The sequence below is a fragment of the Streptomyces sp. adm13(2018) genome (genome assembly GCF_008042145.1).
In the GTDB taxonomy this organism is placed as follows: Bacteria; Actinomycetota; Actinomycetes; order Streptomycetales; family Streptomycetaceae; genus Streptomyces.
Genome location: NZ_RDBH01000129.1, coordinates 45,437 through 63,099 on the forward strand (window position 1 = coordinate 45,437; position 17,663 = coordinate 63,099).

The 17,663-nt window shown below is 71.2% G+C and carries 15 protein-coding genes and 1 pseudogene; 9 read left to right on the forward strand and 7 right to left on the reverse strand.

The features are described 5' to 3' along the window. Positions 1-9: 9 nt before the first annotated feature. A complete protein-coding gene (locus tag EAO70_RS16875; protein ID WP_261992912.1) occupies positions 10-1,431 on the forward strand; it encodes a NarK family nitrate/nitrite MFS transporter in 1,422 nt (473 codons plus the stop codon). Between the two features lie 176 nt (positions 1,432-1,607). Further along, positions 1,608-3,878 carry a formate C-acetyltransferase gene (gene pflB / locus EAO70_RS16880; RefSeq protein ID WP_187283925.1) on the forward strand — a complete coding sequence of 757 codons (2,271 nt, stop codon included), beginning with the start codon at positions 1,608-1,610 and terminating at the stop codon, positions 3,876-3,878. 66 nt (positions 3,879-3,944) lie between these two features. Here pflB and EAO70_RS16885 read toward each other — a convergent pair whose 3' ends face one another. The 6 genes and pseudogenes from EAO70_RS16885 to EAO70_RS16915 all read right to left on the reverse strand — a co-directional run bounded on the left by EAO70_RS16885 (position 3,945) and on the right by EAO70_RS16915 (position 8,843). After that, positions 3,945-4,067, reverse strand: a complete 123-nt coding sequence (locus EAO70_RS16885) for a glycine radical domain-containing protein (RefSeq protein WP_148003798.1) — start codon at positions 4,065-4,067, stop codon at positions 3,945-3,947. Positions 4,068-4,093: 26 nt separating this feature from the next. Then, positions 4,094-4,243: pseudogene (locus EAO70_RS16890) on the reverse strand (glycine radical domain-containing protein); the annotation flags it as partial. A 154-nt stretch (positions 4,244-4,397) separates the two neighbouring features. Continuing rightward, the gene (locus EAO70_RS16895; protein WP_148003799.1) at positions 4,398-5,243 is read right to left on the reverse strand and encodes an S-methyl-5'-thioadenosine phosphorylase; all 846 of its coding nucleotides are present in this window, start codon (positions 5,241-5,243) and stop codon (positions 4,398-4,400) included. 112 nt (positions 5,244-5,355) lie between these two features. Then, the gene (locus tag EAO70_RS16900) at positions 5,356-5,685 is read right to left on the reverse strand and encodes an FmdB family zinc ribbon protein (protein ID WP_148003800.1); all 330 of its coding nucleotides are present in this window, start codon (positions 5,683-5,685) and stop codon (positions 5,356-5,358) included. 68 nt (positions 5,686-5,753) lie between these two features. After that, positions 5,754-7,025, reverse strand: a complete 1,272-nt coding sequence (locus tag EAO70_RS16905; protein ID WP_148003801.1) for an MFS transporter — start codon at positions 7,023-7,025, stop codon at positions 5,754-5,756. A gap of 252 nt (positions 7,026-7,277) precedes the next feature. After that, positions 7,278-8,843, reverse strand: coding sequence for a potassium/proton antiporter (locus tag EAO70_RS16915; RefSeq protein WP_148003802.1), 1,566 nt, complete (start codon positions 8,841-8,843; stop codon positions 7,278-7,280). Between the two features lie 247 nt (positions 8,844-9,090). Between EAO70_RS16915 and EAO70_RS16920 the strand changes: the two genes are divergently transcribed. Next, positions 9,091-11,892, forward strand: a complete 2,802-nt coding sequence (locus EAO70_RS16920) for a penicillin acylase family protein (protein WP_148003803.1) — start codon at positions 9,091-9,093, stop codon at positions 11,890-11,892. On the opposite strand, the gene EAO70_RS16925 is transcribed toward EAO70_RS16920, so the two are convergent. Next, the gene (locus tag EAO70_RS16925) at positions 11,893-12,486 is read right to left on the reverse strand and encodes a 5-formyltetrahydrofolate cyclo-ligase (protein ID WP_148003804.1); all 594 of its coding nucleotides are present in this window, start codon (positions 12,484-12,486) and stop codon (positions 11,893-11,895) included. Between the two features lie 103 nt (positions 12,487-12,589). Here EAO70_RS16925 and galU point away from each other — a divergent pair, with 103 nt between their 5' ends. The 6 genes from galU to glpR form a co-directional block, all read left to right on the forward strand. After that, positions 12,590-13,501: a UTP--glucose-1-phosphate uridylyltransferase GalU gene (galU, locus tag EAO70_RS16930; RefSeq protein ID WP_148003805.1), complete on the forward strand. Its 912-nt coding sequence runs from the start codon at positions 12,590-12,592 to the stop codon at positions 13,499-13,501. Between the two features lie 4 nt (positions 13,502-13,505). Then, entirely contained in the window at positions 13,506-14,921 is a 1,416-nt protein-coding gene (gene glp / locus EAO70_RS16935) for a gephyrin-like molybdotransferase Glp (protein WP_410091290.1), read from the forward strand. A 57-nt stretch (positions 14,922-14,978) separates the two neighbouring features. Then, positions 14,979-15,464 carry a cyclic pyranopterin monophosphate synthase MoaC gene (gene moaC, locus EAO70_RS16940; protein ID WP_148003806.1) on the forward strand — a complete coding sequence of 162 codons (486 nt, stop codon included), beginning with the start codon at positions 14,979-14,981 and terminating at the stop codon, positions 15,462-15,464. Positions 15,465-15,505: 41 nt separating this feature from the next. Beyond that, positions 15,506-16,036, forward strand: a complete 531-nt coding sequence (locus tag EAO70_RS16945) for a molybdenum cofactor biosynthesis protein B (RefSeq protein WP_261993033.1) — start codon at positions 15,506-15,508, stop codon at positions 16,034-16,036. A gap of 14 nt (positions 16,037-16,050) precedes the next feature. Further along, positions 16,051-16,644, forward strand: coding sequence for a GNAT family N-acetyltransferase (locus EAO70_RS16950; RefSeq protein WP_402116889.1), 594 nt, complete (start codon positions 16,051-16,053; stop codon positions 16,642-16,644). Positions 16,645-16,781: 137 nt separating this feature from the next. Next, positions 16,782-17,663, forward strand: an 882-nt coding sequence (gene glpR, locus EAO70_RS16955) for a gephyrin-like molybdotransferase receptor GlpR (RefSeq protein ID WP_148005184.1), incomplete at its 3' end; no start/stop codon positions are given.

Genomic DNA, 17,663 nt, shown 5'->3' on the forward strand with positions numbered 1-17,663 from the left:
GGAAGTGCCATGAGTTCCGTAGTCCAGGACAGCAGAAGGACCGGCGGTCCCGCCGCCTCGTACGACACGGAGCAGTACCGTCCCGGCCGGCCGATCACGGACTGGGAGCCGGAGAACGAGCTCTTCTGGAAGTCGATCGGACGGAAGGTCGCGAACCGCAACCTGTGGATCGCCGTACCGGCGCTGCTCGTGGCGTTCGTCGTCTGGCAGGTCTGGTCGGTCACCGCGACGAACCTGAAGGACGTCGGCTTCGGCTTCTCGACCTCCCAGCTGTTCTGGCTGACGGCCATCCCCGGTCTGACCGGCGGCACGGCCCGGATCCTCTACACCTTCCTCGGCCCGATGGTCGGGCAGCGCCGCTTCACCGCCCTGTCGACGGTCGTGCTGATCGTGCCGTTGATCTGGCTCGGCGTCGCCATCCAGGACCCGACCACCCCGTACGCCGTGATGGTCGCCATCGCCGCCCTCTGCGGCATCGGCGGCGCGAACTTCGCCTCCTCCCTCGCCAACATCGGCTTCTTCTTCCCCAAGGCGAGGAAGGGCAGCGCGACCGGCATCAACGGCGGTCTGGGCAACCTCGGCGTCTCCGTCGTCCAGCTGCTCACCCCGATCGTCATCACCTGGTCGACCATCGCGATCGGCTCGGCCCAGCACAAGGCCGACGGCACCCCCGTGTACCTCCAGAACGCCGCGTTCCTCTGGGTCCCGGTCCTGCTGGTCCTCGCGGCCGTCGCCTGGTTCGGGCAGAACGACCTGAAGGTCGCCTCGACCCCGTTCAAGCAGCAGAAGATCATCTTCAGGCGCAAGCACAACTGGCTGATGACCTGGCTGTACGTCGGCACCTTCGGCTCCTTCATCGGCTTCGCCGCCGCCCTGCCGATGCTGATCAAGACCACGTTCCCGGACTACTCGATCGCCACCTACGCCTGGATGGGCCCCGCCGTGGGCGCCCTCGCGCGCTGGGGCGGCGGCTGGATCGCCGACAAGTGGGGCGGCGCCCGGGTCACCCTCCTCTCCTTCGTGGGCATGGCCGTCGCGATCATCGGCGTGATCAACTTCCTCCCCTCGGGCAGCGACGGCGGCTCGTTCTACGGCTTCTTCCTCTGCTTCCTCGCCGCCTTCTTCTTCTCCGGCATCGGCAACGGCTCCACCTTCCGCCAGATCCCGGTCATCTTCCGGGGAACCCACCTCAAGGGCCTGGAGGAAGGCACCCCGGAACACGCCGCCGCGCTGAAGCAGGCGGAGATGGAGTCCGGTGCGGTCACCGGATTCACCTCGGCCATCGCGGCCTACGGCTTCTTCTTCATCCCGGCCCTGTTCGGCTCGGTCGCCGTCACCAGCGCGATGTGGGGATTCGTCGCCTTCTACCTCAGCTGCATGGTCGTGACCTGGTGGTTCTACGCCCGCAAGAGCGCCGAGGCACCCAGCTGAGCCGGCACTCCCGCCCCCGGAGAAGGCCCCGCCCCGGCGGGGCCTTTCCGCATCCCCGGAACGGGACCTAAGGCCACCGGAAGGTGACCAATGCCGACCCGGATGATCGATCAGAAGGAGTGCAATGGAGGTAAGCAACGACGCGATCGAATGAATCGAAGAAGGCGGTGCGGGCAGTGACTGCGACCCCTGCTGAGGCAACGGTGACCGAGCGGGCCTGGAAGGGCTTCAAGGGCGGACTGTGGCGCGACGCCGTCGACGTCCGCGACTTCATCCAGCAGAACTACACGCCGTACGAGGGCGACGACACCTTCCTCGCCGGACCCACCGAGCGGACCACCGCCGTGTGGCAGGCCATCACCGACCGGTTCCCCGAGGAGCGCGCCAAGGGCGTCCACGACGTCTCGTACGACATCCCCTCGACCATCACCGCCCACGCCCCCGGCTACATCGACCAGGACAGGGAACTGATCGTCGGCCTCCAGACCGACGCCCCGCTCAAGCGCGCGATCATGCCCTACGGCGGCTGGCGCATGGTCGCCGGAGCCCTGGAGACCTACGGCTACCCCGTCTCCGCCGAGCTGGAGAAGGTCTTCACCGAGTACCGCAAGACCCACAACGCCGGCGTCTTCGACGCGTACACCCCCGAGATCCGCGCCGCCCGCAAGGCCGGCGTCGTCACCGGACTTCCCGACGCCTACGGACGCGGCCGCATCATCGGCGACTACCGTCGTGTCGCCCTCTACGGCGTCGACCGGCTCATCGAGGTGAAGCGGGAGGAGAAGGCGGAACTCGACTCCCTCCCCGCCGGACGCCGCTCGATCGAGGAGACCATCCGGCTCCGCGAGGAACTCGCCGAGCAGATCCGGGCCCTCGGCGAACTCAAGGCGATGGCCGCCTCCTACGGCCACGACGTCTCCGGCCCCGCCACCACCGGCCAGGAAGCCGTCCAGTGGCTCTACTTCGCCTACCTCGCCGCCGTGAAGGAGCAGAACGGCGCCGCGATGTCCCTCGGCCGCACCTCCACCTTCCTCGACGTCTACCTCCAGCGCGACATCGACGCCGGCCTCCTCACCGAGGAGCAGGCCCAGGAACTCGTCGACGACTTCATCATCAAGCTCCGCATCGTCCGCTTCCTGCGCACCCCGGAGTACGACCAGGGCTTCTCCGGCGACCCGACCTGGGTCACCGAGTCCCTCGCCGGCATGGGGGAGGACGGCCGCCCGCTGGTCACCCGCACCTCCTTCCGCTACCTCCAGACCCTCTACAACCTCGGCCCGGCCCCCGAGCCGAACATGACCGTCTTCTGGTCGCCGCGCCTCCCGCAGGGCTTCAAGGAGTTCTGCGCGAAGGTCTCCATCGACACCTCCTCCGTCCAGTACGAGTCGGACGAGCTGATGCGCCCCCGCTTCGGCGACGACACCGCCATCGCCTGCTGCGTCTCCGCGATGCCGGTCGGCAAGCAGATGCAGTTCTTCGGCGCCCGCGTGAACCTCGCCAAGACCCTCCTGTACGCGATCAACGGCGGCCGGGACGAGAAGTCCGGCGCCCAGGTCGGCCCCGACACCGGCGCCCTCACCTCCGACGTCCTCGACCACGACGAGGTCATGGCCCGGTTCGACGAGCAGATGGAGTGGCTCGCCAAGGTCTACGTCCACTCGCTGAACGTCATCCACTTCATGCACGACAAGTACGCCTACGAGCGCATCGAGATGGCGCTCCACGACCGCGACGTGCGCCGCACCATGGCCTTCGGCATCGCCGGCCTCTCGGTCGCCGTCGACTCGCTCGCCGCGATCAAGTACGCCCGGGTCACCGTCCACCGCGACGAGACCGGCCTCGCCACCGACTACACCGTCGAGGGCGACTACCCGGCCTACGGCAACAACGACGACCGGGCCGACGAGATCGCGGTCTGGCTGGTCGAGGAGTTCATGAAGAAGGTGCGCAAGCACCCCACGTACCGCGACGCCGAGCACACCCAGTCCGTCCTGACCATCACCTCCAACGTCGTCTACGGCAAGAAGACCGGCAACACCCCCGACGGGCGCCGTGCCGGAGAGCCCTTCGCCCCGGGCGCGAACCCGATGAATGGCCGCGACACCCACGGCTACGTGGCCTCGGCCCTGTCGGTCGCCAAGCTCCCCTACGAGCACGCCGAGGACGGCATCTCGCTGACCAACACCGTCACCCCCGACGGCCTGGGCCGCACCCCCGAGGAGCGGATCGCGAACCTCGCGGGCATCCTCGACGGCTACATGGCCGGCGACGGCTTCCACATGAACGTGAACGTCCTCAACCGCGACACGCTCATGGATGCCATGGAGCACCCCGAGAACTACCCGCAGCTGACCATCCGGGTCTCCGGCTACGCGGTCAACTTCGTCCGGCTCACCCGCGAGCAGCAGCTCGACGTGCTGAACCGCACCTTCCACGGCTCGCTGTAGGCGGCCCCTCCCCGCGACCGGGGCCGGTGGCCCTCACCACCGGCCCCGGTCGCGGGGAGGGGCCGCCTACAGCGAGCCGTGGAAGGTGCGGTTCAGCACGCGAGCAGCAGCTCGACGTGCTGGCCGGACGAAGTTGACCGCGTAGCCGGAGACCCGGATGGTCAGCTGCGGGTAGTTCTCGGGGACCACCGGCCCCGGTCGCGGGGAGGGGCCGCCTACAGCGAGCCGTGGAAGGTGCGGTTCAGCACGTCGAGCTGCTGCTCGCGGGTGAGCCGGACGAAGTTGACCGCGTAGCCGGAGACCCGGATGGTCAGCTGCGGGTAGTTCTCGGGGTGCTCCATGGCATCCATGAGCGTGTCGCGGTCCCCAGGCCGGAGCGGGGAAGCCGTCCTGGTCGGGAAAGGGATCGGCTCCCACTCTCCGGCCCGGACGGCTTCCCCGCTCCGGCCTGGGGACCGGCCACCGCCTGTGGACAACTCCCTCACCCTCTCGGGGGGTTGCCGTCCCCGGTGGGGCGGGTCAGGGCAGTTCGATCCCCAGGTTCCAGCCGTCGTGGGCGTGGGTGCACAGGCAGTCCCGGTCGAGGGTCGCGGGCAGCGTGGCCACCGCGTCGAACAGCACCTCCCGCAGCCGGCCGACGTTCTCGCCGAACACCCGCAGCACCTCGGTGTGGGAGACGCCGTCGCCCGTCTCGGCGCCCGCGTCGAGGTCGGTGACGAGCGCGAGCGAGGTGTAGCAGAGGCCCAGTTCCCGGGCGAGGACGGCCTCGGGGTGGCCCGTCATGCCGACGACCGACCAGCCGGCCGCGGCGTGCCACCGGGACTCGGCGCGGGTGGAGAAGCGGGGCCCCTCGATCACGACCATCGTGCCGCCGTCGACCGGTTCCCAGCGCTGCCCGCGGGCGGCCTTGACCGCGACCCGCCGCCCGTCGGGGCAGTACGGGTCGGCGAAGGTCACGTGGACGACGCGGGGCACGGCTCCGTCGGCCCGCCGCTCCCCGTCGAAGTAGGTCTGCGCGCGGGCCTTCGTGCGGTCGACGAGCTGGTCGGGGACGACGAGGGTGCCGGGCCCGTACTCCTCGCGGAGTCCGCCGACGGCGCAGGGGCCGAGGATCTGCCGGACGCCCACGGAGCGCAGGGCCCACAGGTTGGCGCGGTAGTTGATGCGGTGCGGCGGGACGCTGTGGCTCCGGCCGTGGCGGGGGAGGAAGGCGACCTGCCGGCCGGCGATCTCGCCGAGGAAGAGGGAGTCGCTGGGGCTGCCGTACGGGGTGTCGACGGTGACCTCGGTGACGTCCTCCAGGAAGGAGTAGAAGCCGGAGCCGCCGATCACACCGATGTCCGCGTACGCGTGGGGGTTCGCCATGCCGGTCACCCTATGCGGGGCGCCGGGGAACGCCGAGGGCCCCGTCGCGAACGACGGGGCCCTCGGTGAGGAACGTACGGACCGCGGCCGGAGACGGGCCCGGGCGCAGGGGTCAGGCGGCCGAGCTTCCGGTGCCCGACGAGGACCCCGAGGGCGCCGCGGAGGTGGAGGCGGTCGACGCGGCCGGCTTGGCGTCCGACGTCGAGGACGACGACGCTGCCGGGGTCGAGGACTTCGACGCGGCCGGCGAGCTGCTGGACGACGAGCCGCGGCTGTCGTTCCGGTAGAAGCCGGATCCCTTGAAGACGATGCCGACGGCCGAGAACACCTTCTTGAGGCGTCCCTGGCACTGCGGGCACTCGGTCAGCGCGTCATCGGTGAACTTCTGCACCGCCTCGAGGCCTTCGCCGCACTCGGTGCACTGGTACTGGTAGGTCGGCACTTGTCTTCCTCCTGGCACTCACACTCATCGAGTGCTAACGACGATCCATACTGACGTATTCCGCCGGTTCAGTCCACCGCCACCGCGACGCGGTGACCGATACCACGCGCCGCGACGCGGCTCGCCTCGCGCGGCCTGAGGCGCGATCGCAGGGCCAGGAGCGTGGCCAGGGCGAGCGCCGTGCCCACCATCGGGACCAGGAATCCGGTGCTCGCGCCGTGGGCGTCGGCGAGTCGGCCGGCGACCGTGACGGCCGCGGCCTGGCCGAGCGCGACGGCGCCGGTGAGCCAGGTGAAGGCCTCGGTGCGGGCGGACGCCGGGATCAGGGTCTCGACGATGGTGTAGCCGGTGATCAGGGCCGGGGCGATGCAGAGACCCACGACCAGGCCGAGGGCGCCGAGGAGCAGCACCGAGTGCGTGGTCCACAGCAGCGAGGCGGCGACGGTGAGTCCGGCGTAGCCCATGATCAGGCGGCGGCGGGGGCCGGTCTTCCAGGCGACGGCGCCCATGGCGATGCCCGCGAGCATGTTGCCGGCGGCGAAGACGCCGTACAGCAGGCCGTTGGCGCCGGGGTTGCCGATCTCCTCGGAGAAGGCGGTGAGGGAGACCTGCATGCCGCCGAAGACGGAGCCGATGCCGAGGAAGGCGACGACGAGGACGCGGACGCCGGGGATGGAGAGCGCCGAGCGGTGCGGCTCGGCGGCGGTGGCCGCGGAGATGCCGAACGCGGGCTGGGTGGCGCGCTGGGCGGCGAAGAAGAGACCGCCGAAGAGGGTGAGGGCGGCCTCGGCGATCAGGCCGGCGGCGGGGTGGACGCCGGTGCACAGGGCGGTCGCGAGGACGGGGCCGACGACGAAGGTGAACTCGTCGGTGACGGACTCGAAGGCCGCGGCGGTCGGCATCAGCGGGGTGCCGTCGAGCTTGGCGGCCCAGCGGGCCCGGACCATCGGCCCGACCTGCGGCACGGAGGCACCGGCGGGCACGGCGGCCAGGAACAGCGCCCACAGCGGGGCGCCGCTCAGCGCGAGCACTACGAGCAGGGAGACGGAGGCTGTGTGGACGAGGACGCCGGGGATGAGGACGGCGCGCTGGCCGAAGCGGTCGGCGAGCTTGCCGCTCTGCGGGGCGAACAGCGCCATCGAGACGCCGGTGACGGCGGCGACGGCGCCGGCGCTGCCGAAGGAGCCGGTGGTGTGCTGGACGAGCAGGACGATGCCGATGGTCAGCATCGCGAAGGGCTGCCGGGCGGCGAAGCCGGGGAGCAGGAAGGACAGCGCACCGGGGGTGCGCAGCAGCTGCCCGTAGCCGGGCCGCTTGTCGGAGATGACCGTGGACGCCACGGTCCTGGCCTTTCTGCCGCCTGGTAGCGCGTTCCCGGCACGGTGGTGCGGGTGTCGCCGAGAGCTGTCCTCATGCGCGTCACTGCGGTAGATACCGGGCCGGCCCCACTACGGAGGGGCGCCACGGCCGCCATACGGTCGCGCCAGCTCTGCGTCAGGCAGAGTTGGTTCGATCAGGTGTGCCTTCATGGTACAGGGAGGAGCGTCCTCCCGCCTGGGAAAACGCCCATGCCCCCGAAATAATGCCTGGGATTAACCGGATGTTCGTTTGTGCTGGTCCGGGCGGTGGAAGCGCATCTCGGTGCCGTGCGGCCGGCTGACCGCCGTGGCGCCCCCGGTGCCGAGCCAGCCGGCGAGCTTGCCGCCCTGGCCGACGGCGCGCAGCCGTCGCTCGGTGGCGTCCCGTACCGGATCGGTCGCGACGACGAGGAGTTCGTCGCCGCGCCGCAGGACGGTCGCCGGCCCCGGGACGAAGCTCGACTCCTCCCGTACGACGAGGGTGACGGCCGCTCCGGCCGGCAGCCGCAGCTCGGCGACCTCGACGCCGTGCATCCGGGAGTGCTCCGGGATGGTGACGGAGAGCAGGTGGCCGCGGAGCCGCTCCAGCGGCGCGGACTCGACGCCGAGGTCGGCCGCCTCCCCGGAGTCCCCGAGCTTGAGGGCCTTCGCCAGCCACGGCAGGGTCGGCCCCTGGACGAGGGTGTAGACGACGACGAGCACGAAGACGATGTTGAAGATCCGCTCGCTGCCCTCGATGTCCGACACCATCGGGATGGTGGCCAGGATGATGGGGACGGCTCCGCGCAGGCCCGCCCAGGACATCAGGGCCTGCTCCTGCCAGGGGATGCGGAAGGGCAGCAGGCTGACCAGCACCTCCATGGGCCGGGCGACCGCGGTCAGGACCAGGCCGATGACGACGGCGGGCCAGAAGTCGTGGACCAGCTCGTGCGGGGTGACGAGCAGGCCGAGCAGGACGAACATGCCGATCTGGGCGATCCAGCCGAGGCCCTCGGCGAAGCCGCGGTTCGCGGGCGCGTGGGGCAGCTTGGCGTTGCCGAGGACCATCGAGGCCAGGTAGACGGCGAGGAAGCCGGAGCCGTGCGCCATGGCGCCGGCCGCGTAGGCGACGACGGCGATGGCCATGACGGCGATCGGGTAGAGACCGGAGGCGGGCAGGGCGACGTGCCGCAGCCCGTACGCGCCGAGGAAGCCGACGGCGAGACCCACGGCGACGCCGATGGCGAGTTCGAGGACGATCGTGCCGACCAGGACGTACCAGTCGTCGACCGGTCCCGCGGTGGAGAAGGCGACGACGAGGATGACGACGGGGGCGTCGTTGAAGCCGGACTCGGCCTCCAGGACGCCGGTGACCCGGGACGGCAGGGGCACCTTGCGCAGGACGGAGAAGACCGCTGCGGCGTCGGTCGAGGAGACGACGGCGCCGATGATCAGGGCCTGCCGCCAGTCGAGGCCCACGAGATAGTGGGCGGCGGCGGCCGTGATGCCCACGCTCACCGCGACGCCGACGGTGGAGAGGACGACCGCGGCGGGCAGGGCCGGCTTGATCTCCTTCCACTTCGTGCCGAGGCCACCCTCGGCGAGGATCACGACGAGTGCGGCGTAGCCGATGACCTGCGTCAGTTCCGCGTTGTCGAAGGCGACGTTGCCGATGCCGTCCTGGCCGATGGCGATGCCGATGCCGAGGTAGAGCAGCAGGCTGGGGAGCCCGCTCCGGGACGAGATCCGTACGGCCGCGACCGCGATCAGCAGCACGAGGGAGCTGATGAGCAGGAGTTCGTTGAGCTCGTGGACAGTCAGTGGCCGTTCCTTCCCCTCACAGGCGGCTGGGGCGGTCCTCCAGCGGCCGTCGCGTGCGGCTGGATCGTTCCTCCAGCGGCCGACACTTCGTTACCTTACCTAATCTTTAACGCTTTCTTGACGCCTCCTTTGCACCTCCTCGCTCGCCAGTACGGTTCTGTTCCGGACACCGCGTCCGGGCCCTCCGGACGCTGCGCCTAAGGTTGCACCCGTACTCCAGGACCACCCTGCCCCTCGAAGGACAGCGATGCCCTCCAACACGACCGCGCCTCCCGCCAAGAAGAAAGGGCGGCGCGCCCGCCTGATCCTCCTCGTCCTGGTCCTCGCCCTGGTCGCGGGCGTCGGATACGGCGGGTACTGGGGTGTGAGCACCGTCCGGGCCTCGTTCCCGCAGACCACGGGCGAGATCCGGCTCGACCGTCTGTCCGGCGAGGTGGAGGTGAAGCGCGACGCGAACGGCGTCCCGCAGATCTACGCCGACAACGAGGCGGACCTCTTCCGCGCCCAGGGCTACGTCCAGGCGCAGGACCGCTTCTACGAGATGGACGTCCGCCGGCACGTGACCGCGGGACGGCTCTCCGAGATGTTCGGCGACGGCCAGGTCGAGACGGACTCCTTCCTGCGCACGCTCGGCTGGCGCCGGGTCGCGCAGCAGGAGTACGACAAGGTCCTGTCGCCGGAGACGAAGAAGTACCTCCAGGCCTACGCGGAGGGCGTCAACGCCTATCTGAAGGACCGTGACCCCGCCGACATCTCCGTCGAGTACGCGGCCCTGGCCCTCACCAACGACTACGCGATCGAGCCGTGGACGCCGGTGGACTCGGTGGCCTGGCTCAAGGCGATGGCCTGGGACCTGCGCGGCAACATGCAGGACGAGATCGACCGCTCGCTGATGACCAGCCGGATGAGCGCGAGCCAGATCAAGCAGCTCTACCCGGACTACCCGTACGCGCTCCACCAGCCGATCGTCGACAAGGGGGCGGTGGACGGGTCCAGCGGCAAGTTCGACCCGAAGGCGAAGCCCGGCGAGGACGACGACCTGAGCACGGGCGAGACCCCGGCCTCCGACTCGTCGGGCTCCTCCGGTTCTTCCAGCTCCTCCGGTTCCTCCGGTTCCTCCGGTTCATCCGGCTCCTCCGGTTCCTCGCAGGGCATCGGCAGTCAGCTCGGCGCGCTCTCCGAGGTCCTGGACGGCATCCCCGCCCTCCTCGGCCCCAACGGCAACGGCATCGGCTCGAACTCCTGGGTCGTCTCGGGGCAGTACACGACCTCGGGCAAGCCGCTGCTCGCCAACGACCCGCATCTCGCGCCCCAGCTGCCGTCCCTCTGGTACCAGATGGGCCTGCACTGCCGCTCGGTCTCGGCGACCTGCCGCTACGACGTCTCGGGCTACACCTTCTCCGGCATGCCCGGTGTGATCATCGGACACAATGACAAGATCGCCTGGGGGCTCACCAACCTCGGCGCCGACGTCACCGACCTCTACCTGGAGAAGATCGGCCCCGACGGCTACATCGTCGACGGCAAGGTCAAGCCCTTCACGGTCCGCGAGGAGACCATCAAGGTCGCCGGCGGCAGCGACCGGACGATCACCGTCCGCTCCACCGACCGCGGCCCGCTCGTCTCGGACCGCTCCTCCGAACTGGAGAAGGTCGGCCAGAAGGCCCCCGTCGGCAACGCCGCCCCCGACCGCGGCGCCGGCTACGGCGTCTCCCTCCAGTGGACCGCGCTCCAGCCGGGCCGCTCGATGGACGCGATCTTCGCCCTCGACCGCGCCAAGGACTTCGACCAGTTCCGCGCCGCCGCGAAGAACTTCGAGGTCCCCTCGCAGAACCTGGTCTACGCCGACACCGAGGGCCACATCGGCTACCAGTCCCCGGGCAAGATCCCGCAGCGCGCCAAGGGCGACGGCACCCTGCCCGCACCCGGCTGGGACTCCTCGTACCGCTGGAAGGGCTACATCCCCTTCGAGCAGCTGCCCTACGAGTACGACCCCGAGCGCGGCTACATCGTCACCGCCAACCAGGCCGTGATCGACCCCAAGGGCTACCCCGACCTGCTCACCAAGGACTGGGGCTACGGCTCCCGCAGCCAGCGGATCAACGACCTGATCGAGTCCAAGACCAAGGACGGCGGGAAGATCTCGCCGGACGACATGCGGACCATGCAGACGGACAACCGCAGCGAGATCGCCACGCTGCTCAACCCGCTTCTGCTCAAGATCGACATCTCGGACCCGCACGTCCGCGAGGCGCAGAAGCTGCTGGAGGGCTGGGACTACACCCAGGAGCCCGACTCGGCCGCCGCCGCCTACTTCAACGCGGTCTGGCGCAACGTCCTCAAGCTGGCCTTCGGCAACAAGCTGCCCAAGGAGCTCCGCGCCGAGGGCGACTGCATCAACGTCCGCCCGGCCGACGGCACCGGCCCGGTCGACGAGCAGAACAAGCTCGTCCGCGAGTGCGGCCAGCGCGACCCCGACTCCGCGCAGCCGGACGGCGGCGACCGCTGGTACGAGGTGGTCCGCCCGCTCCTCAAGCAGGACAAGAGCGAGTGGTGGGTCACCCCGGCCAACCGCACCGACCAGGCCACCGAGACCCGCGACCAGCTGCTCGCCCGCGCCATGAAGGACGCGCGCTGGGAGCTGACCGCGAAGCTCGGCAAGGACGTCTCCACCTGGAGCTGGGGCCGGCTGCACCAGCTGACCCTCAAGAACCAGACCCTCGGCACCGCAGGACCCGGCGTCGTCCAGCAGCTCCTCAACCGCGGCCCGTGGAACCTGGGCGGCGGCGAGGCGGCCGTCGACGCCACCGGCTGGAACGCCGCGGGCGGCTACGACGTCATCTGGGTCCCTTCCATGCGGATGGTCGTCAACGTCGGCGACTGGGACAAGTCCCGGTGGATCAACCTCACCGGTGCCTCCGGCCACGCCTTCAGCTCCCACTACACCGACCAGACGGACGCGTGGGCGAGGGGCGACCTGTACGACTGGGCCTACGGCAAGGCGGCCGTCGACGCGGCGACGAAGGACACGCTCAAGCTGAAGCCCTGATCAGGGCCGGAAGCGGGTGACCCCCACCGGGGTCACCACCGCGTGCACGGGGTGGTCGTGCGGTTCCTCCGGGACCCGCGCGACCACCTCGTCCGCGTAGAGGAGCACCACGAGCGCCGGATCGGCGCCCGCCCGCCCGAGCCGGGCGAGCACCCGGTCGTACGAGCCGCCGCCCCGCCCCAGCCGCATCCCGCGGCCGTCGACCGCGAGGCCCGGCAGCAGGACCGCGCCGGCGCCGCACACGGCGTCGGGGCCGAGCCGGGTCCCCATCGGTTCGAGCAGGCCGCGCCCGGCCTTCACGAGCCGCTCGGGTCCCTCGTACGCCGCCCAGTCCAGGTCGTTGTCGGGGAGCAGCACGGGGAGCAGGACCCGCACCCCGCGCGCGTGGAGCGCGTCGAGCAGCGCGCGCGTGCCCGGCTCGCGGCCCACGGAGACGTACGCGGCGACCGTGGACGCCTCCGCGAGTTCCGGGAGTTCGAGCCCATGGCGGGCGAGTGACTCGGCCGTGCGGGCCAGGGAGTCGGCGTCCAGCGCGGCGCGGGCACCGAGAAGTCGGCTGCGCAGCACGGTCTTTTCGGACATCTCAGGTGTCATGTCGTTCCCTGCGAATTCACTAAAGTCTCGAACCTGGCTTTATGTGGAGGAAGTTAATCGGAGCACCATCTTTCTCTCATTCCGAACGACTAAAGTGCTCGGCATGAATCACTCGCTCCCCAGGTTGGGCCGGATCAGCAAGGCTGTCATCCCGGCCGCCGGCCTCGGCACCCGCTTCCTCCCGGCGACCAAGGCGACGCCGAAGGAGATGCTGCCGGTCGTCGACAAGCCGGCCATCCAGTACGTCGTCGAGGAGGCCGTCGCGGCCGGCCTCTCCGACGTCCTGATGATCACCGGCCGGAACAAGCGTCCCCTGGAGGACCACTTCGACCGGAACTACGAGCTGGAGGAGGCCCTGACCCGGAAGGGCGACGCCGAACGCCTCTCGAAGGTCCAGGAGTCCAGTGACCTCGCCACCATGCACTACGTGCGCCAGGGCGCCCCGCGCGGCCTCGGCCACGCGGTGCTCTGCGCCGCCCCGCACGTCGGCGACCAGCCCTTCGCGGTGCTCCTCGGCGACGACCTGATCGACCCCCGCGACCCGCTGCTGGCGCGGATGGTGGAGATCCAGGAGCGGGAGGGCGGCAGTGTGATCGCCCTCATGGAGGTCGACCCCTCGCAGATCCACCTGTACGGCTGCGCGGCCGTCGAGGCGACCGGCGACGCGGACGTCGTGAAGGTGACGGACCTCGTCGAGAAGCCGGACCCGGACGAGGCCCCCAGCAACTACGCGATCATCGGCCGGTACGTGCTGGATCCGGCCGTCTTCGGGACGCTGCGGGAGACCGAGCCGGGCCGCGGCGGGGAGATCCAGCTGACGGACGCCCTGCAGACCCTCGCCTCGGACGAGAAGATCGGCGGCCCGGTGCACGGAGTGGTCTTCAAGGGCCGCCGCTATGACACCGGCGACCGCGGTGACTATCTGCGTGCCATTGTCAGACTCGCGTGCGAACGTGAAGATCTGGGACCGGACTTCCGGGCCTGGCTCCGGAGATACGTCAGCGAGGAGATGTAGCACCTTGAGCAGCAGCGCGGCCCCGTCGCCGTCCCACGACGACCACGACGACCACGAGCACGGCGACCACGCCCACGATCACGAGCACGGCGCTCACGCGCACGGCGGGGAGACCGGCGCCGCGGACCCCTGCGCGGGGCCCGCGCGCGGCCTCTGGTCGGTGGACGAGCACCTCGCCGACATCCTCGCCACGGTCGGCCCGCTCGAACCCATCGAGCTCCAGCTCCTGGACGCGCAGGGGTGCGTGCTCGTCGAGGACGTGACGGTCCCCGTCGCGCTACCGCCCTTCGACAACAGCTCCATGGACGGGTACGCGGTCCGGGTCGCCGATGTCGCGGGCGCCACCGGGGAGTTCCCCGCCGTCCTCACCGTCGTCGGCGACGTCGCGGCGGGCGCCGGCGGACTGCCCGAGGTCGGCCCCGGCCAGGCCGCCCGGATCATGACCGGCGCCCCGCTGCCGCCCGGTGCCGAGGCCGTCGTCCCGGTCGAGTGGACCGACGGCGGTACGGGCGGCGGCGCCGCCACCGGCATGACCGCGGCGAGCGCCGCCCCCGAGGGCGCGTCGGGCGAGGTCCAGGTGCACCGCGCCGCGGCGGCCGGCGCCCATGTCCGCGAGCGGGGCAGCGACGTACGGGCCGGTGAGCTCGCCCTCGCGGCGGGCACGATCCTCGGACCGCCGCAGATCGGGCTGCTCGCCGCGATCGGCCGCGGCACCGTCCGGGTGCGGCCCCGCCCCCGGGTGGTCGTCATGTCCACCGGCAGCGAGCTGGTCCAGCCCGGCGAGCCGCTGGCCGAGGGCCAGATCCACGACTCCAACAGCTTCGCGCTCGCCGCGGCCGCGCGGGACGCGGGCGCCCTCGCCTACCGGGTGGGGGCCGTCGCCGACGACGCCGAGTCGCTGCGCGCCACCATCGAGGACCAGCTGATCCGGGCCGATCTGATCGTGACCACGGGCGGGGTGAGCGTCGGCGCGTACGACGTGGTCAAGGAGGCGCTGACGGCCGACGGGCAGGTCGACTTCCGCAAGCTGGCCATGCAGCCGGGCAAGCCCCAGGGCTTCGGCGCGATCGGCGCCGAGCAGATCCCGCTCCTCGCGCTGCCGGGCAACCCGGTCTCCTCGTACGTCTCCTTCGAGTTGTTCGTCCGGCCCGCGATCCGCGCCCTGATGGGGGTCGAGGAGCTGCACAGGCCCCGGGTGCGGGCGGAGCTGGCGGCCGGGAAGGCGCTCACGTCGCCCGCCGGGCGCCGGCAGTTCCTCCGGGGGACGTACGACCCCGAGGCGGGCACCGTCACTCCGGTGGGCGGCGCCGGATCCCACCTGATCGCCGCCCTCGCGCACGCGGACTGCCTGCTCGTGGTCCCGGAGGAGACGGAGAGCGTGGAGCCGGGCAGCGAGCTGGAAGTGGTCCTCCTCGGCTGAGGGGGCGAGGGTGGGGGTACGGTGTCGTCCCACACAGCGACCGGGAGTGTCACGGCGATGAGCACGCAGCAAGGTCTCACCCACATCGACGAGGCGGGCGCGGCCCGCATGGTCGACGTCTCGGCGAAGGACGTCACGTCCCGCACGGCGCGCGCCAGCGGGCGGGTCCTCGTCTCGCCGCGCGTGATCGAGCTGCTGCGCGGCGAGGGTGTCCCGAAGGGCGACGCGCTCGCCACGGCCCGGATCGCCGGGATCATGGGAGCGAAGAAGACCCCCGACCTCATCCCGCTCTGCCATCCGCTGGCCGTGTCGGGCGTGACCCTGGACCTCGCGGTCGCCGACGACGCGGTGGAGATCCTGGCCACCGTGAAGACCACGGACCGGACGGGCGTCGAGATGGAGGCCCTGACCGCGGTCTCCGTGGCGGCCCTCACCGTCGTCGACATGGTGAAGGCGGTCGACAAGGGCGCGGTCATCTCCGACGTACGGGTGGAGGAGAAGACGGGCGGCAAGTCGGGCCACTGGACGCGGAGCGGATCGTGACGCGCGCGGGCCGGGAGCCGGGCGGGCACGACCACCCGGACCTGCCGCCGGCGGCGCTCGGCGACGATATCGGCGGGGCGCCGGTCGCCCCGTACTCCGCGCTCGTCGTCACCGCGTCGAACCGGGCGGCGGCCGGGGTCTACGAGGACAAGGGCGGCCCGCTGATCGCGGAGGCCCTGCGCGGGACCGGCTTCGCCGTGGACGGCCCGCAGGTCGTCCCCGACGGGGCGCCGGTGGAGGCCGCGCTGCGGGCCGGGATCGCCGCCGGGTACGACGTGATCGTGACCACCGGCGGTACGGGCATCTCGCCCACCGACGAGACGCCCGAGGTGACCCGGCGGGTCCTGGAGCGCGAGATCCCCGGCATCCCGGAGGCGATCCGGGCGTACGGACGGGAGAAGGTGCCGACGGCGGCGCTCTCACGCGGCCTCGCGGGGGTCGCGGGCGGCACCCTGATCGTGAACCTGCCGGGCTCCTCCGGCGGCGTACGGGACGGACTGACCGTCCTGGAGCCGATCCTGCGCCACGCCGTCGACCAGATCCGCGGCGGCGACCACCCGAGACCGTCGTGATCCCGAGCTGGCCGGTGGTCCTGGTGGACGGAGACGTACTGCTCCGGCCGATAAGGATGCGGGACCACGCCGCCTGGCGCGAGGTGAACCGGCGCAACCGGGAATGGCTGCGGCCCTGGGAGGCGACGGTGCCGCCGCCGCCCCCGGGCGGGCCGCCGGCGCAGCGGCCGACCTACCGTCAGATGGTGCGCCACCTGCGGTCGGAGGCGAACGCGGGACGGATGCTGCCGTTCGTGATCGAGTACCGGGGGCGGCTGGTCGGGCAGTTGACCGTCGCGGGCATCACCTGGGGCTCCATGTGCTCCGGGCACGTGGGCTACTGGGTGGACAGCGAGGTGGCCGGCCGGGGCGTCATGCCCACGGCCGTCGCGCTGGCCGTCGACCACTGCTTCCGGTCGGTCGGTCTGCACCGCATGGAGGTCTGCATCCGCCCGGAGAACGGGCCTTCGCGCCGGGTCGTCGAGAAACTGGGATTCCGCGAGGAGGGGCTGCGGCCCCGCTATCTCCACATCGACGGTGCGTGGCGGGACCACCTGGTCTTCGCGCTGACGGCGGAGGAGGTGCCGCAAGGGCTCCTGAAACGCTGGCACCACGCGAGAATAAGATAAGTGTTCGAATTGAATCGGTAGTTGGCAGTCAATCGATCTGAACAATCACAAAAAAGTTCAGTGATATCAGCCAGATCGTGCGACACACCGGGCCAATTGGCCGATGCCGTCGTACGAACCCCTCTACCGTGTGAGGCGTGAGCAGCAGCGGCCTCATCTACGCAGTCATCGTCGGGGCCTGGGCCGCCTACTTGGTACCGATGTGGCTCCGCAGGCAGGACGAGCTCAACGAAGCGCGTCCGACGGAACGCTTCAGCACCGCCATCCGGCTGCTTTCCGGCCGGGCGGGCATGGAGCGCCGTTATGCCAGGGAGCTGAAAGAGCGGGACCGTACGGCGGAGGGTCCGACGCCCGACGTGGACCCGGACGTGGAGACCGAGCACCTCAGCTCGGTCGACGTCCGGGCGTTCTCCGCGCCCGCGGCCAGAACGGAAGCACGTCTGGAACTCCCCGAACGGGAACAGCGGGACCCGGCGGCACATGCCGCCCCGGCCCGCCCCGCGGCCGGAGCGGCGGCCGAGCGCGCCCGCCGGGGCAAGGCACTTGCCCGCCGCCGGCGCACCACGACGCTCCTCTTCGCCGCCTTCACCCTCGGCGCGGTCGTCGCCGCCGTCGGCGGGGTCGCCTTCCTCTGGGCACCGACCGTCCCCGCCCTGCTCCTCAGCGCGTACATCGTGCACCTGCGGATCCAGGAACGGCGCCGCTTCGTGTACGTGATGGACCGGCGGCGCGCGGAGGCGGCGGCGGCCCGGCTGCGGGAGAGCCGGCGTCCGGCGCCCACGCCCGAGCCCTCCCCCGAGCCCGCCGCGGCCCCCTCCCCGCAGGAGGCGGACCGGCGGGCCCTGGTGGAGCAGACCGACCACGCGGAGTGGGTCGACCAGCAGCGCGACCGCGGCCCGGCCCGCGGCGACAGCTGGGACCCGGTCCCGGTGCCGCTGCCCACGTACGTCACCGCCCCGGTCGCCCCGCGCGCCACGAGCGGCGTCGACATCACGGACCCGGAGACCTGGAGCGCGGCC

Excerpts from the sequence above, each read along its gene's own strand:
- EAO70_RS16925 (WP_148003804.1), bottom strand. The coding sequence starts at position 12,486 with ATGACACCTGAGATGTCCGAAAAGACCGTGCTGCGCAGCCGACTTCTC.
- galU (WP_148003805.1), top strand. The coding sequence starts at position 12,590 with ATGAATCACTCGCTCCCCAGGTTGGGCCGGATCAGCAAGGCTGTCATC.
- moaC (WP_148003806.1), top strand. The coding sequence starts at position 14,979 with ATGAGCACGCAGCAAGGTCTCACCCACATCGACGAGGCGGGCGCGGCC.
- EAO70_RS16875 (WP_261992912.1), top strand. The coding sequence starts at position 10 with ATGAGTTCCGTAGTCCAGGACAGCAGAAGGACCGGCGGTCCCGCCGCC.
- EAO70_RS16895 (WP_148003799.1), bottom strand. The coding sequence starts at position 5,243 with ATGGCGAACCCCCACGCGTACGCGGACATCGGTGTGATCGGCGGCTCC.
- EAO70_RS16920 (WP_148003803.1), top strand. The coding sequence starts at position 9,091 with ATGCCCTCCAACACGACCGCGCCTCCCGCCAAGAAGAAAGGGCGGCGC.